This window comes from Mycobacterium sp. P4_H6, assembly GCF_056400845.1.
The window spans coordinates 161,459-176,571 of record NZ_JBFUKN010000003.1 but is presented as its reverse complement, the minus strand read 5'-3'; the positions used below and the strand labels follow the sequence as shown (position 1 = coordinate 176,571).

The window sequence follows — 15,113 nt, the reverse complement described above, 5'->3', positions numbered from 1 at the left end:
GCGTGCTCGGCTATCACCGCGGCTGGGTCGGCGACCGCAATGTCGTCAGCGTGGGGTTCAACTGGACGATGGGTGACCATGTCACGCCGCCCAAACCGCTTGAGCACGGCCACGTCATCCAGGTGTTCGGCCTACCGAATATGCGCACCGTATTGCACTGCCTGCCGCCCAAGGACTGGACCGAACCGGGATTCATGGGCCTGGGCATGATCTACACCGCCCTGCCGGTCACCAACGCGGTGCCCGCGGTGGTCGCCGCGGCCCCGGGCATCGCCACCCTCAAGGATCTGCCGCCGGTGACCGGTCGCTTCGCCGGTTAGGTCTCGGCGAGGCTGACGCACGCCCCGACGGCGCCGGCACCCACGTGGACGGCTGCGAAAATCATGCATCACGGTGAACACCGCCATCAACACGGATGATCCCGACAGGCCGCAGCGCGATCACATCGGCCGGCGATTCGATTCCCGCGTCCGACGTTCGGAGGCGGTGTGGTTCAGGTGGCCGCAGGCACCTGTATTGACAGCAGTGGGATGGCCTGTTCGGCTGCCGTCTTGACGGTCGAAGCCTGCGACGCTTGTGCGATTGACGGTAGCCGTTATGTACTAATCAGTCAGCTATCCGGAATTGCGGCACGAAAAGGCTCAGGCACTTGCGCTTTCGACGGACGGCACCAGCGTTCGCAGTTCCGCCAAAACGCGGGTGGTCACGGACCGAGCCCACCGACGCAGGGCCCAAGCGCTGAACTTGCCTTCGGCGCTTGGTTGCCGAGGCCGACTACACCGCGGTGTGGTCTCGGCGTGACCGCTCGACAACCTCCATGGCCTCCAAGGCTCGCCGGGCATGGTCGTCACCCGCGCGGATTGCCGGTGTACCTTCACCTTCACCGGTATCGATCCGCCAGAACTCGTGCGCGATCGCCCGGATGATCGACAAGCCATCGCCATCGTCGGCGACTCCCGTCGACAGCACCGTCACTGCATCGCCGTCGACCTCCACACGCCAATAGGGTTGTCGGCCGATCCGACTGCTCACACTCGGGTACCTGAGACTTCGGATATCCCTTGCGACATGTGTGGGTCGCTGCCCCACCGGCGCCGCCGGCACGTGCCCGGGCGCGGTCACACCGCTGCACACCAGCAGGCTCGGCAGGCCCGCAGCATTCGCACAAGCGATATCGGTGTCAAGCCGGTCGCCGACAACGAGCGGCGACTGAAACCGGCCACGTGCCAGCGCATCCCGCAGGATCTCCGGCTGCGGCTTTCCCGCAACGTCAGGAATGCCGCCGGTCGCCGTGCGCAGCGCCGCCACCATCGATCCGTTTCCCGGAAGCAGCCCACGTTCGGTCGGGAACGAACTATCGAGGTTGGTGGCCAGCCACCAGGCCCCGCCTCGAATGGCCAGCGCCGCCTCGGCGAGATCTTCCCATCCCGTTCGGGTGGAGTGGCCCTGTACGACCGCCACCGCATCATCGCCCGCCGCTCGAACCGGGCACAAACCGACATCACTCACTTCGGCACGAAGCGCGTCCGCTCCCACCACGAGCACCCGTGCGCCGGGACGCAGCCGGCTCGCCAGCAGCCGGGCCGCACTCTGTGCGCTGGTGACCACGTCGTCGTCCCGGAGGCTGAACCCCATCCGGCGCATCCGGGCCGCCACCTCACCGGGTCCGCGTGAGGCGTTGTTGGTGACGAAGAGGCTCTGCACACCGAGGTCGGTCAAGGTGGCGACGGCCCCGTCGACGGGTTCGGCACCCCGGTACACGGTGCCGTCGAGATCGAGCAACAGGCAATCGTGTTCGGACACCAGCGATCCGGCCGCGACGGTCATCTCGCCCACCACTGCTGATGGATGCGCTGACACATCGCGGCGGTGAGCGATTCCGGCCCATCGTATCCGGTACGCACGGCAGCCGCCGCCGTGAAGTCCTGCCCGCAGGTGTACCCGTTGGTGATCACCAATGTCGCAATCCCGGCGGCTGCCGCGGCGCGTAAACCGACGGACGAATCCTCCACCGCGATTGCCTCTTCGGGGCGAACGCCGAGCCGGTCGAGGACCTTGAGGTACACCTCGGGGTCTGGCTTGAGACGATCGACGTCGTCACCGGTCAGCACGGCATCGGCGACGCCGTGACCGATGAGCTCATCCACCAGTGGTTCCACCCAGGCGCGGCTTCCGGTGGTCGCCACCGCGATGGTGATACCGGCATCGACCAGGCTGATGACGAAGTCCCGCAGCCCGGTGCGGGGCCGCACCTCGCCGGCCAAGATGCGGTCACGGAACAAGGTGGTCTTGGTGGCATGGATCTCGGCGGCTCGCAGTTCTGCCTCCGCATAGCCCAAGCGGTGCAGTTCGGCCGCGATGCGACGGCGCCCGCCGGTCATTTGCAGCAGTCGGCCGTATTGCTCGGGATCCCATGTCACGTCGATGCCGTGCATGGCGAAGGCGTCGTTGAACGCGGGGCGATGCCCGTCACGTTCGGTGTCGGCCAGCGTGCCGTCGACATCGAAGATCACAGCGCACAGCGATGGGCGTTCGCACATCATCGAGAACCACGCATCATGTGATACCGCAACAGCATCTGTGTGATGGCCAACGGTGTACTTCGTATTCCGGTGCCGGTGTTCCCCAGACACGTCGGCACCTCGGTGTCGGGTTCGCCGAGCGCACGCCAGATCAGTAGCTCGGCCGCGGCGTTCTCCTCCGCCGGCGCATAGCCGTGGATGTGCAGACTGTCCACCGGCCTTCCATCGGTGTCCCGGGTCAACCGCAGGTGCGCGGTCCGGGTGAGTGTCCGCTGAAGGATCTGTGCCAGGTCCGGTTGTGCGATGGTGTTGCGCAGCAACACCTCTGCCGACAGCGGAGTCCCGGGCGGATCGTCACGTCCGTCGATCCCGGCGAACCGGACGACGATATCGGCCTCGGCGCGCTGCGGCCTTATCACCGACACCGATGCGCTCTCCGCGGCCGCGAACGATTCCTGCACCTGTTCGTCGGTGTATCCACGTTCCACGGTGTCTCGCCGCAGTTTCCAGCATCGGCGTAGGTCCTCGGCCGGGTCGAGGTAAACACTGACGTCGAAGCAGGCTCGCGCCAGCTTGCTGTGCAGCGGTAGCACCCCGTGCACGATGACGAAGTCGTTGGGTTCGACCAGTTCCGGCCGGGTGCGCAGACCGGTGGTGTGATCGTAGACCGGCTTGAGCACCGGCTGACCGGTCGCCAGCAACTGAAGATGCTGTTCCAGGATGGAGAGGTAGTTGCTGTCGGGATGCACCGGGGTCAGCGCCGTGCCGGTCCTTTCGGTGCGATCGAAACGCTGGTAGTCGTCGGCGGAGAAGACAACGCATCGATCTGTTCCGAGCGTTTGCGCCAGCCCCCGTGTGAGCGTGGCCTTTCCCGCGGCGCTGTCCCCGGCGATCGCGAGCATGACCGGCCGAGGGCGACTATCGGCAGCGCGGCTGATCTTAAACCTTTTGTCGGACACGGGCGGACCTAACCACGGTGATCGGACCGGGCCAGTGTCGCCAGCGCCGATTCGACGATCGCATCCGGAGTGAGGCCGAGGTGGGCGGCCACCTCCGGACCCGGCCCGCTTTCGCCGAACCGATTCAGCCCGATGACATCGTCGCGGTCCCGCGCCAGGGCGCGCCAACCGACGGTGACACCGGCCTCTATCCACACCGCAGGTACGTCGGGCAGGGCGACGCGTCGCTCGGACAGCACCGCGGCGAGCTGCTCACGCCACATCACCGAGATGACCGCCGCCCGCAGACCACGTTCGGCCAGGAGCTCGGCCGCCACAACCGCCAGTGACACCTCCGAACCGCTGGCACCCAACAGCACATCGGGTTTATCGAGGAAACCGCCTAACGTCCGAAATCCGTTCACGCGGAGGTCTTCGAGCCCATGTTCACCCAGATTCGGCAGACTCTGCCTGGTCAAGATCAGCACGGTGGGGCCGGTGAGGTTGCGTGCCGCGATATCCCACGCGACCGCGGTCTCTCCGCTGTCTGCCGGACGCAGCACCGTCACCCCGGGGATCAGCCGCAGCGATTCGATCTGCTCGATCGGCTGGTGCGTCGGCCCGTCCTCACCGACGTGGACCGAATCGTGGGTGAAGACGTAGATGACCGGCTGATGCATCAACGCGGACAGCCGCAATGCCGGGCGCAGATAGTCGGCGAACACAAGAAATGTGCTGCCGAACGGCCGCAGGCCGCCATGTACGGCGATACCGTTCATCACCGCCGCCATGCCATGCTCGCGGATACCGAAATGTATCGTCCGGCCGGAGAAGTCATCGGAACTCACGGACCCGCCGGGAATTCCGGTATTGGTCGACGCGGCCAGGTCAGCCGATCCCCCGACGAGTGCTGGGTACCGGGACGCCAGATGATTGAGCGCAATGCCGGAGGCCTGCCGCGTCGCGATGGGCTTCTGTGTCGGCGCGTCGATACCCGACGTCTCTGCTTCGGGCGGACCCGGCACCTGATCGAGCCGGTAATCGATCGCCAATCTCGAGTTGTCCACCGTCCATTCTGCGTAGTCGCGGACCCAGCCGGCCCGTGTGGTGGCACCTTCGGCGGCGAGTCGGCCCGCGCACATGGCGACCTCGTCCGGCACGTGGAACGCGGTGCTGGGCCAGCCGCAACGCGCACGCATTGCCGCGATCGTTTCGGCACCGAGCGGGTTGCCGTGCGCCTTGGAAGTGCCTTCGACACCCGGCGCTCCGTAGCCGATGGTGGTGCGTACCCGGATGAAAGTGGGAGCCGAATCATCCTTGCGGGCAATGGCCAACGCCCGATCGATGGCATCGACGTCGTTGCCGTCGTCGACCGACAGCGTGCGCCATCCGTACGCGGCGAATCGTGCTGTCGCATCGTCGCCGCAGCTGATGTCGGCGGTGCCGTCGATGGTGATGTTGTTGTCATCGAAGAGCACCACCAGGCGGCCGAGGCCCAGGCGCCCCGCCAACGACGCCGCCTCGTGGCTGATTCCCTCCATCAGGTCACCGTCACCGGCCAGGACCCACGTTCGGTGGTCGACGATCGTGTGCTGTTCGTCGTTGCAACGAGCAGCCAGCATCCGTTCGGCGAGTGCCATACCGACCGCGTTGGCAAGTCCCTGGCCGAGCGGGCCGGTCGTGGTTTCGACACCCGGGGTCTGCCCCAGTTCCGGGTGTCCGGGCGTACGGGACCCCAGCTGACGGAATCGGGCGAGTTCGGCGGCCTCCAAGCCGTAACCGAACATATGGAGTAGTGCGTACAGCAAGGCCGAACCATGCCCGGCCGACAAGATGAATCGGTCCCGATCGGGCCAGTCCGGGTGCGCCGGATCGTGCCGTAGATGTCGTGACCACAGTGTCCACACGGCGGGCGCGGCACCCAGTGGCAGGCCGGGGTGACCACTGTTGGCGGCCTGCACAGCATCAACGGCCAGGAAGCGCAGCGTGGTGATCGCCAGTTCATCGAGCTCCGGGGTGAGCTCTTGAAGCCCGGCGGCTGTCATACTGTCGGCGGTCATCGGCTCTCTGCCCCCGGTGCCGCGGCGCTGCGCAGCGCGCCGACGCGATCGGACATCGTTCCTGATCCCTTGAAGATCGAGGATCCCGCGCAGAACACGTCGGCTCCCGACCGGGCGGCGCCCTCGATGGTTGTCAACCCGATCCCCCCATCCACCTCCAGTTCGATACCGCCTCCCCTGCGGTCGATTTCGCGGCGCGCCGCGGCGATCTTGGTTTCCATCGACGCGATGTACTGCTGGCCGCCGAACCCCGGATTCACCGTCATCACCAGCAGCAGGTCGACGAGGTCGAGGACATTGACGACAGCCTCCAGTGGGGTGGCCGGATTCAATGCCACACCCGCGCGCGCCCCCAGATCGGCGATCGCAGAAAGGGTGCGGTGCAGGTGCCGGGTCGCCTCGGCGTGCACGATGACGATCTCGCAGCCGGCCTGCACCCAGGTGGCCAGCATCGGGTCCGGGTCGTTCACCATCAGATGCGCTTCGAAACCCATAGACACATGCGGACGTCCGGCGGCGATGACATCCGGTCCGAAGGTCAGGTTCGGCACGAACTGACCGTCCATCACGTCCCACTGGACACGGTCGACGCCCGCCTTCTCCAGGTGCCGCAGCTCCTGACCGAGGTCGGAATAATCAGCGGGCAGAACCGATGCGACGATGGTGGGCGAGCGCCTGTCCATCTAACCTCCTTGAGTCAACGCGATGTTAGGAACCTGCGTAGGCCCCGGGTTCCCCCGTAACGGGGGGTTGTGCGGGTGAGATTGCGTTCCGGGAGCCGAACTTGCGTGACTCCGTCGTCTTGCACTCCTATCGTGTTGCCATGATGACAGCGACGGTTGCGGGTCCGGTTCGGGTTGTGCTCGTCGACGATCACCAGATGGTGATCGAAGGTCTCAAGGCCATGCTCACCGGATTTCAGAGCAAAGTGCGCGTCGTCGGGCAGGCGGTGGGTGTCGAGCAGGCCGTTCAGGTTGTCGAGAGTCTGGACCCCGACGTCGTGCTGTGCGATGTCCGGATGCAGGGCTCCAGCGGACTGGACCTGTGTTTGACATTGCGGCAACGCAATCCCGATCGCAGAATCGTGATGTTGTCGGTGTACGACGACGAGCAGTACCTCTTTCAGGCGATGAGAGTTGGTGCGTCGGGCTATCTGCTGAAGAGCATCAGCAGCGACGATCTGGTGCACCAATTGGAGCTGGTGAAAAACGGCGAGATGGCAATCGATCCCGGCCTGGCAGCTCGCGCGGTCGACACAGCGGCCAGGTTGCAGCGCGACGAATTCTGGCCCGGCGCCCGGCAGGGACTGACGCAGCGGGAAAGCGAGATTCTGTCGTTCATGGTCAGCGGCTTGTCCAACCGGGCCATCGCGGTCCGGTTGGTCATCGGGGACGAGACGGTGAAAAGCCATCTGCGATCGATGTACCGCAAGCTCGGTGTCGGTGACCGCACGAGCGCCGTGGCAGCCGCGTTGCGAGAGGGCATTTTCCGGTGAAGAGTGTCGCTCCCCCACAACGGGTGCCCGGTCAGGCGAACGGGCAGAACGCAGTACGTGACTTCGTCGACGCTGACGGGGAACTGGCGCTGTTGCGCGCGCTCATCGAGGCCACGTCACGGGATCCGACCGTCGAGCCTCTCGCCGCCGCCGCGGCACGCATGATCATCGACACCACCGGCGCCGATGTGTGTTTCGTCCACGTTCTCGATGACGGTGACCGCTCGGTGACGCTCGCCGGAGCGACTCCGCCCTACGACAAGGAGGTCGGGCGCGTCCGACTACCACTCGGCGCGGGCATCTCCGGGTGGGTGGCGAGCCACCGGGAATCGGTGGTCATCACCGAGGACAAGGAGGCCGACGCACGGTACGTCCCCATCGCCGCATTCAGCACATCCGGATTCACCTCGATGGTGTCGGTGCCGATGGAAACCGACCCGGGTGGACTGGTCGGCGAATTGTCGGTCTACACCGTGGAACGACGGCAATTCACGCCGCGCGACGTCGAGCTGCTCAGGGTGATCGGCCGGCTCATCGCCGGCGCGTTGCATCAGGCCCGGCTACACCGGCAGCTGTTGGCTCGCCAGCGCGCTCACGAGAGCTTCGTCGAGCAGGTCATCGAGGCACAAGAAACCGAGCGCAGGCATCTCGCCGGTGATATCCACGACGGCATCTCGCAGCGGTTGATCACCCTCGCCTATCGTCTCGACGCCGCCGCAAGGGCCATGCACGATGATGTAGATGAGGCATCCGAGCAGCTCGGCGCCGCGCGCGAACTCGTGGGACTCACATTGGAGGAGGCCCGTGCGGCGATCAGTGGTCTGCGCCCGCCGGTCCTCGACGATCTCGGATTGGCCGGAGGGCTGGCCAGTCTCGCCCGTTCGATACCCCAACTCGACCTGGAGGTCCAATTGGCGGAAAGCCGCTTGGCCGAGCATGTCGAACTGGCCCTCTACCGCATTGCCCAGGAGTGCCTGCAGAATGTCGTCAAGCATGCCGCGGCCAGTGTGGCCAAGCTCAGTTTCGTGGTGCACGACGACATCGCGATTCTGGAAATCGTCGATGACGGAGTCGGTTTCAATGCTGCCGAACATGCCGGTGGCGACCCCCAGACGCGTGGTTACGGATTGTTGTCGATGACCGAACGCGCCGAGCTGGTCGGTGGCCGGCTCACCATCCGGTCACGCCGGGGATCGGGCACCGCAGTGACCGCAACCATCCCGTTACAGCCACCTAGCCTGGGCATTCTTGTCGACTGACGTCGACGTCGGAGAGCACTCTCCGGAGCAGCATTGCTTCCTCGGTGCTGACACGTTCCACGAAGTGGGCCAAGGCGGAGTAGCGGTCGCCGGACGCCGTCGCCTGCCCCAGTGCGTCGATCATCAGCGCTACCACCATCTGCTCGAGCGCGGTAACAGGGGCGTACCGGTCTGCTCGGGATTCCCTGTGCCGTAGGGCGACACCCTTATCGGCCAGCCTCCGCAGCACCGTCAACACGGTGTTATAGGCCACGGCGCGATCCGTGACCAGCATGCTGTGCACCTGTCGGACCGTCAGCGGTTCCGATGCGCCCCAGAGCTCATCCATCACCCGGCGTTCGAGTTTGCCTAACAGTCCAGCAGTGGGCATTGGCGCGCCCTTCCATGCACCTGGTCCGTGGTCCGATTCACCGACCATAGAACCGGCGAAGGGTGGCTCGCCTCACCCAGATGGTGGATTCCACGGTGAGACAATAAACCTAACCGTTGATATTCCTATGGTGATTCTCAATAGACATGTTCAGTGACCCGTGGCAGCATCCAGGCCATGGGACACTCGTTCGGGTTGAGCGCAGGCCAGCGGTCAGGCCCGCAACTGGCAGCCGAACCGGAGCCGCACGTCGAGCTGTTACCCGTCGACGCCGTCGTCGATCTCGCCGCTGCGCGCCGTGATACCGGCGTCGACGCGGTGCTCGACCGACTCGACAGCGAACTCGTTGGCCTAGCTCCGGTGAAGACCCGGATCGCCGAGATCGCCGCGCTGCTTCTGGTCGACCGGATGCGCAGTCAGTTCGGTGTCAGCGCGCCGCAGCCCAGCCTGCACATGTGTTTCACCGGTAATCCGGGCACCGGCAAGACAACTGTCGCCCTGAGAATGGCCGATATGCTGCACAAGCTCGGCTATCTGAGGCGCGGACAGCTGGTGAGCGTCACACGGGACGACCTGGTCGGCGAGTACATCGGCCACACCGCTCCGAAGACCAAAGAGATCATCAAACGCGCGATGGGCGGCGTGCTGTTCATCGACGAGGCGTACTACCTGTACAAGGTGGAGAACGAGCGCGACTACGGATCCGAAGCCATAGAGATCCTGCTCCAAGTGATGGAGAACCACCGTGACGACCTGGTGGTCATTCTGGCCGGCTACGCCGACAAGATGGACCAGTTCTTCTCGGCGAACCCCGGGATGCAGAGCAGGGTCGCCCACCATGTCTCCTTCCCCGATTACACGGTCGCGGAACTGGAGCAGATTGCCGGCCAGATGACCGAGCAGCTCGGCTACAAGCTGTCGGCCGGCGGACGAGAAGCGTTACAGCAGTATCTGATCCGAAGGATCGACCAACCGTGGTTCGCCAATGCCCGCAGTGTCCGCAACGCGATGGAGCGAGCGCGGTTACGCCACGCAAGGCGCCTGATGAACGGCGCCGAGCAGCAGGTGGACCTGGCGGCTCTCACCACGATCGAAGCACCAGACCTCCTCGCAAGCCGCGTGTTCGAGCAGACAGACATCACGGCGGACAACTCGTGACCACCAATGCCCGGTTACGCGCGCTGGTGGAACTGGCCAACAGCGGTTCGGTGCGGGGGGCGGCCGAGTCACTCGTGGTGACGGAGTCGGCGATCTCGTCCGCGATCGGCAGTCTCAGCGCCGAAGTGGGTGTACCGCTGGTGGACAGACACGGTCGAGGGGTGCGTCTGACTCCCGCCGGGAAACGCTATGTCGACTACGCGCGCACCATCCTCGGACTCCACGACGAGGCCATCCTGGCAGCACACGGGGAGGCCGACCCCGAGCACGGCTCGATCCGGCTCGCCGCCGTGACCACGGCGGGCGAGCTCTTGATTCCCGCCCTGCTGGCCTCCTTCAGATCCCAGTATCCGGGCGTCGACTGCAAGCTGGAGGTGGCCTCCCGCACCGCAATCTGGCCGATGCTCGCCCGGCATGAGGCCGACGTCGTGGTCGCGGGTCGACCGCCGTCCGACCTGCGTCAGATCCGGCTGCGCGCGGTCAGCCCCAACACGCTGGTGCTGGTCGGATCTGCTGACACGCACCGCCGCTTCGAGCCAGCGGAAGCCACCTGGCTGCTACGGGAATCGGGTTCGGGCACAAGGGCTACCACCATGACGCTGCTCGAGGAACTGGGTATCTCACCGCCGCAGATGGTGCTGGGATCGCATGGGGCCGTTGTCGCGGCGGCGGTGGCAGGCCTCGGCGTCACGCTGGTGTCACGCCAGGCGGTGCATCGCGAATTGCAGGCAGGCACACTATCGGAGTTGCCATTGCCCGTCGAAGCATTGGACCGGCCATGGCATGTCGTCACCCAGTCCTCGTCCACCGGGTCCACCGAATTGCTCATCGCGCACCTGCTCGGCCGCCGAGATCTCGGCTGGCGACCGGCGGGTAACCCCCTTCAGCCCACCTAGAAGGGGGATGGTCGGCAGCGCTGACCGAGTTAGCTCTGGTATGTACCCAACAAGGAGGCTGCCATGGCGAACTACAAGGATCCCACCGACCATTTCCGCACCACTCTGCCGCACACCGGTGAGCATTTCATCGACGTCTACAGCTGGCCGGGATACCTGTCCATCGTCCTCGGAACGATGTCACTCGTCGGGGGCGTGGTGGCCGCGGCATATCAGCGCCACCAGTGGATTCCCACCGCAGGGGCCGTCGGCGTTCTGGCCATCGCCGGAGGTGCTGCGTGGCTCGTGATCGAGCACCGTCGCGTGCTTCGAATCGAAAGTCTTTGGGAATCCGAACATCCGGACAATATCCGCCAACTTCGCCGACCAACAGCTTAATTCCGGAGATTCTCCTGCAGCAGCGCGCGCACTGCTTCCCGTAGTGCGACAGGATCGATGGGCGACATCACGACGGCATCGGCCTGTGACCAGCTGGCCAGCCAACGATCCGCCGCCCGGCTGATGACGAGCACCACCGGCAAGCGTTGCAGTAACTCGTCTTTGAGCTGCTTGACAACCCCCATACCTCCGAACGGCGACGTTTCAGCATCCAGGATGATCAAATCGACTGTGCCGGAAGATATCTCATCCATAAGAGCGGGCTGAGTCGCGTATGCACGCAACGTGGGCGTGCCGAGACGCGCATCCGAGAATCGACCGAGCGACAGTTCGACCTGCCGGCGAGTTTCGGTGTTGTTGCTGAAAACAAGGATCTGTAGCGGGGTATAGATACCCCGTCGGGTCAAAGACTGGCTCATGTCCGCATGCTAGCGATTGATCCGGCACGCGTGAATCCCCGTCCCCTTCCCCCACATTGGGGTAACCGACCGCATGGCGACCTAGGCATCGTGGTTCTCGCCAGAACGAGAAGAAAGGCAGATTGTGAATCTGTACACACCGGTCGCCGTGCTTGCGGCGATAGGCGCTGCGTTCGCAATCGGATCTGTCGCCATGTCCCTGCTTCTCGGCCCGTCCCACTACAACCGCGCAAAAAGTGCTGCCTACGAATGCGGTATCGAACCCGTGGAGCCGGGAGCTGCGTCATCGCGATTCCCGATGAGGTACTACCTGACGGCGATGTTGTTCATCGTGTACGACATCGAGATCATCTTTGTCTACCCCTGGGCCGTCTCGTTCCACAGCCTCGGCCTCTTCGCCCTGGCTGAAATGGCGCTGTTCACGTTCACAGTGTTCGTGGCCTACGCATATGTCTGGCGGCGGGGAGGTCTGAATTGGGACTAGAAGAGCAGTTACCCGCCGGAATCTTCCTCTCAACGGTCGAGACACTTGCCGGATATGTGCGCAAAGGGTCACTCTGGCCCGCCACTTTCGGCCTCGCGTGCTGCGCCATCGAAATGATGGCGACGGCTTCGCCACGCGTGGATATCGCGCGTTTCGGTATGGAGCGCTTCTCGGCCACCCCGCGACAAGCCGACCTGATGATCGTTGCCGGGCGGGTCAGCCAGAAGATGGCCCCGGTGCTGCGGCAGGTCTATGACCAGATGGTTGAGCCGAAGTGGGTGCTGGCGATGGGTGTGTGCGCAAGCTCGGGTGGAATGTTCAACAATTACGCCATCGTTCAGGGTGTCGACCATGTTGTGCCCGTCGATATCTACTTGCCGGGATGTCCGCCCCGGCCGGAAATGCTGCTGCATGCGATCCTCAAACTGCACGACCAGATCCAGCAGATGCCGCTTGGAGTGAACCGGCAAGAAGCGGTGCGCGCGGCCGAATCGGCAGCCCTTGCAGCCACGGGAACCGGCCGCCACGAAGGTCCACCGCGGTGACGCCCGACCGCACATCGGCCGGCATGTTCGGTGCAATCGGATCCGGCGACACCTCGGGGTATGGGCGACTTGTCAGAGCCTCCGCGCAGCCGGCCGGCTCCCCGAGACCCTATGGCGGATACCACGACGAGTTGATCGACACCCTGGCCGGCGCCGTCGGCCCCGACACGTTCGGCATCGCCGTCGAACACGTGACGGTGCACCGTGGCCAACTCACCCTCACGGTGGCCCGCCGGCATATCCGTGGGATCGCCGAGATCCTGCGCGACCATCCGAAACTGCGTTTCGACCTCTGCGCCGGAGTCAGCGGCGTGCACTACCCGACCCAGGCCGGCGCCGAGTTACACGCGGTGTACCCGTTGATGTCGATCACTCACAATCGTCGGATCAGCCTCGAAGTCACTGCCCCTGACAATGATCCACACATCCCGTCACTCTATGCGGTCTATCCCACCTGTGACTGGCATGAACGCGAGACCTATGACTTCTTCGGAATCATCTTCGACGGGCACCCAGCCCTGAGTCGTATCGAGATGCCCGACGACTGGGTCGGCCATCCCCAGCGCAAGGACCACCAGCTCGGTGGCATTCCGGTGCAGTACCACGGTGCTCAGGTGCCGCCCCCCGACCAGCGCCGGGCGTATCACTGATGGGCTCGCACATGCGCAATCCCGCTGTCATCGAAGTCGGTGGACAGGACTGGGACGAGGTGCTCGCCAACGCGCACAACGCTCAGGCCGGCGAGCGGCTTGTCGTCAACATGGGTCCCCAGCATCCCTCCACGCACGGCGTGCTGCGGCTCATCCTGGAACTCGACGGCGAGATCGTCACCCAGGCCCGCTGCGGTATCGGCTACCTACACACCGGGATCGAAAAGAGCCTCGAGTACCGCACGTGGACTCAGGGAGTCACGTTCGTGACCAGGATGGACTATCTGTCACCGTTTTTCAACGAGACCGTCTACTGCCTCGGGGTCGAAAAGCTACTCGATATCACCGATGACATTCCCGAACGCGCGACGGTGATCCGCGTGATGTTGATGGAGCTCAATCGCATCTCCTCACACCTGGTGGCGATCGCCACCGGCGGGATGGAGCTCGGCGCCATGGGCCCGATGTTCTACGGATTCCGCGAGCGGGAGCAGATCCTGTCGGTATTCGAGACCATCACCGGGCTGCGGATGAATCACGGCTACATCCGCCCGGGCGGAGTGGCGATGGATCTTCCGGACGGTGCGGTAGGGCAGGTCAGGGAATTGCTGTCGAGTCTGCCCAAAGGACTACGGGACCTGGRGGACCTGCTCACCGCCAACCGAATCTGGAAGGCCCGCACACAAGGGATCGGCTACCTGGACCTCAACGGGTGCTTGGCGCTGGGAGTCACCGGACCGATCCTGCGCTCCACCGGTCTCGCCCTCGATCTCCGAAAAGCGCAGCCCTACTGCCGTTACGAGACATTCGATTTCGATGTCGTCACCGATGAACAGTGCGATTCATACGGCCGCTACCTCATTCGGGTCGGCGAGATGTATCAGTCGCTCAAGCTCGTCGAGCAGTGCCTCGACCGGTTGCGGCCGGGTCCGGTGATGATCGATGACAAGAAACTGGCCTGGCCCGCCGACCTCGAGTTGGGCCCGGACGGTCTGGGGACCTCCGGGGCGCATGTCACGCAGATCATGGGTGACTCCATGGAAGGGCTGATCCATCACTTCAAGCTGGTGACCGAGGGCTTCCGGGTGCCTGCGGGCCAGGTCTACACGGCCGTCGAATCGCCCCGCGGCGAGCTCGGAGCCCATCTGGTCAGTGACGGCGGGACAAGGCCCTACCGGGTGCACTACCGCGACCCGTCATTCACGAATTTGCAAGCGGTGGCTGCGATGTGCGAGGGCGGCATGATCGCCGACGTCATCGCCGCGCTGGCCAGTATCGATCCCGTGATGGGAGGAGTCGACAGATGAAGACGTTCTTGCAACTAGGCCTCACAGCTGATGAGAGCCACCGATTCAGCGGACGCACCTCCTACCCCGAGCATGTGCTCGCCGGGCTGCAAGCGGATGCCGAGACGATCATCGCCAGATACCCGCACACGCGCTCGGCGCTGTTACCGCTGCTGCATCTGGTGCAGTCGGTGGACTCGTGCATCACGCCCGCCGGAGTGCGGTTCTGCGCCGACAGACTCGGCCTGACACGCTCCGACGTCAGCGCCGTGGCGTCGTTCTACTCGATGTACCGCCGCTCGCCCACCGGTGACTATCTGGTCGGCGTGTGCACCAACACACTGTGCGCGGTGATGGGCGGTGACGCGATCCTGGAGTCGCTACAGCAGCATCTCGGCATGCAGGCGGGCCAGACCACCGAGGACACCCGCATCACGCTCGAGCATGTCGAATGCAACGCCGCATGCGATTACGCCCCGGTGGTCATGGTCAACTGGGAGTTCTTCGACAACCAGTCACCACGTTCCGCCAGGGACCTGGTCGATGCGCTGCGCGCCGGTCATGGTGTCACGCCGACGCGCGGCGCCCCACTGTGCACGTTCCGGCAGACCGGACGCATCCTGGCCGGGGTCGCGCAGCCCATTACGGACGCG

At 64.7% G+C, this 15,113-nt stretch carries 16 protein-coding genes and 2 pseudogenes; 11 read left to right on the top strand and 7 right to left on the bottom strand.

What is annotated here, in order from left to right:
- Window positions 1-320, top strand: a pseudogene (locus AC1DTF_RS02645) (dihydrodipicolinate reductase); the annotation flags it as partial.
- Window positions 321-774: 454 nt separating this feature from the next.
- On the opposite strand, the gene AC1DTF_RS02640 reads toward AC1DTF_RS02645, so the two are convergent.
- From AC1DTF_RS02640 to rpe, 5 genes are read right to left on the bottom strand one after another with little or no spacing between them, the layout of a single operon-like run.
- Complete coding sequence (locus tag AC1DTF_RS02640; protein WP_477472937.1) at window positions 775-1,827, bottom strand: HAD-IIA family hydrolase; 1,053 nt, start codon at window positions 1,825-1,827, stop codon at window positions 775-777.
- Window positions 1,824-2,513, bottom strand: a complete 690-nt coding sequence (locus tag AC1DTF_RS02635; RefSeq protein WP_477472936.1) for an HAD-IA family hydrolase — start codon at window positions 2,511-2,513, stop codon at window positions 1,824-1,826. The genes AC1DTF_RS02640 and AC1DTF_RS02635 overlap by 4 nt, the downstream gene beginning before the upstream one ends.
- Window positions 2,514-2,539: 26 nt before the next feature.
- Complete coding sequence (locus AC1DTF_RS02630) at window positions 2,540-3,481, bottom strand: phosphoribulokinase (protein ID WP_477472935.1); 942 nt, start codon at window positions 3,479-3,481, stop codon at window positions 2,540-2,542.
- Window positions 3,482-3,489: 8 nt separating this feature from the next.
- Window positions 3,490-5,520, bottom strand: coding sequence for a transketolase (gene tkt, locus AC1DTF_RS02625; RefSeq protein ID WP_477472934.1), 2,031 nt, complete (start codon window positions 5,518-5,520; stop codon window positions 3,490-3,492).
- Window positions 5,517-6,203 carry a ribulose-phosphate 3-epimerase gene (gene rpe, locus AC1DTF_RS02620; RefSeq protein WP_477472933.1) on the bottom strand — a complete coding sequence of 229 codons (687 nt, stop codon included), beginning with the start codon at window positions 6,201-6,203 and terminating at the stop codon, window positions 5,517-5,519. The genes tkt and rpe overlap by 4 nt, the downstream gene beginning before the upstream one ends.
- Before the next feature lie 140 nt (window positions 6,204-6,343).
- Between rpe and AC1DTF_RS02615 the strand changes: the two genes are divergently transcribed.
- The gene (locus tag AC1DTF_RS02615; RefSeq protein WP_228032067.1) at window positions 6,344-7,015 is read left to right on the top strand and encodes a response regulator; all 672 of its coding nucleotides are present in this window, start codon (window positions 6,344-6,346) and stop codon (window positions 7,013-7,015) included.
- Window positions 7,012-8,274 (top strand): GAF domain-containing sensor histidine kinase, encoded by a 1,263-nt coding sequence (locus tag AC1DTF_RS02610; protein ID WP_477472932.1) that lies wholly within the window; start codon window positions 7,012-7,014, stop codon window positions 8,272-8,274. The genes AC1DTF_RS02615 and AC1DTF_RS02610 overlap by 4 nt, the downstream gene beginning before the upstream one ends.
- On the opposite strand, the gene AC1DTF_RS02605 is transcribed toward AC1DTF_RS02610, so the two are convergent.
- A complete protein-coding gene (locus tag AC1DTF_RS02605; protein ID WP_477472931.1) occupies window positions 8,249-8,644 on the bottom strand; it encodes a BlaI/MecI/CopY family transcriptional regulator in 396 nt (131 codons plus the stop codon). The genes AC1DTF_RS02610 and AC1DTF_RS02605 overlap by 26 nt on opposite strands.
- A gap of 177 nt (window positions 8,645-8,821) precedes the next feature.
- Between AC1DTF_RS02605 and cbbX the strand changes: the two genes are divergently transcribed.
- The 3 genes from cbbX to usfY all read left to right on the top strand — a co-directional run bounded on the left by cbbX (window position 8,822) and on the right by usfY (window position 11,076).
- Window positions 8,822-9,802 (top strand): CbbX protein, encoded by a 981-nt coding sequence (gene cbbX / locus AC1DTF_RS02600; protein ID WP_477472930.1) that lies wholly within the window; start codon window positions 8,822-8,824, stop codon window positions 9,800-9,802.
- Window positions 9,799-10,698 (top strand): LysR family transcriptional regulator, encoded by a 900-nt coding sequence (locus tag AC1DTF_RS02595; RefSeq protein WP_477472929.1) that lies wholly within the window; start codon window positions 9,799-9,801, stop codon window positions 10,696-10,698. The genes cbbX and AC1DTF_RS02595 overlap by 4 nt, the downstream gene beginning before the upstream one ends.
- 63 nt (window positions 10,699-10,761) lie before the next feature.
- On the top strand, window positions 10,762-11,076 hold the full coding sequence (gene usfY / locus AC1DTF_RS02590; protein WP_477472928.1) for a protein UsfY: 315 nt from the start codon (window positions 10,762-10,764) through the stop codon (window positions 11,074-11,076).
- Here usfY and AC1DTF_RS02585 read toward each other — a convergent pair.
- On the bottom strand, window positions 11,073-11,495 hold the full coding sequence (locus tag AC1DTF_RS02585; RefSeq protein WP_477472927.1) for a hypothetical protein: 423 nt from the start codon (window positions 11,493-11,495) through the stop codon (window positions 11,073-11,075). The two genes, usfY and AC1DTF_RS02585, sit on opposite strands and share 4 nt — an antisense overlap.
- Window positions 11,496-11,619: 124 nt before the next feature.
- Between AC1DTF_RS02585 and AC1DTF_RS02580 the strand changes: the two genes are divergently transcribed.
- The 5 genes and pseudogenes from AC1DTF_RS02580 to nuoE form a co-directional block, all read left to right on the top strand.
- Window positions 11,620-11,979, top strand: coding sequence for an NADH-quinone oxidoreductase subunit A (locus AC1DTF_RS02580; protein ID WP_477472926.1), 360 nt, complete (start codon window positions 11,620-11,622; stop codon window positions 11,977-11,979).
- Window positions 11,970-12,524, top strand: a complete 555-nt coding sequence (locus tag AC1DTF_RS02575; RefSeq protein ID WP_477472925.1) for a NuoB/complex I 20 kDa subunit family protein — start codon at window positions 11,970-11,972, stop codon at window positions 12,522-12,524. Before AC1DTF_RS02580 ends, AC1DTF_RS02575 begins: the two co-directional genes overlap by 10 nt.
- A 23-nt stretch (window positions 12,525-12,547) precedes the next feature.
- On the top strand, window positions 12,548-13,174 hold the full coding sequence (locus AC1DTF_RS02570; protein ID WP_477472944.1) for an NADH-quinone oxidoreductase subunit C: 627 nt from the start codon (window positions 12,548-12,550) through the stop codon (window positions 13,172-13,174).
- A complete protein-coding gene (nuoD, locus tag AC1DTF_RS02565; RefSeq protein WP_477472924.1) occupies window positions 13,174-14,481 on the top strand; it encodes an NADH dehydrogenase (quinone) subunit D in 1,308 nt (435 codons plus the stop codon). The genes AC1DTF_RS02570 and nuoD overlap by 1 nt, the downstream gene beginning before the upstream one ends.
- Window positions 14,478-15,101, top strand: a pseudogene (nuoE, locus tag AC1DTF_RS02560) (NADH-quinone oxidoreductase subunit NuoE); the annotation flags it as partial. The gene nuoD and the pseudogene nuoE, both read left to right, overlap by 4 nt.
- Window positions 15,102-15,113: the final 12 nt, after the last annotated feature.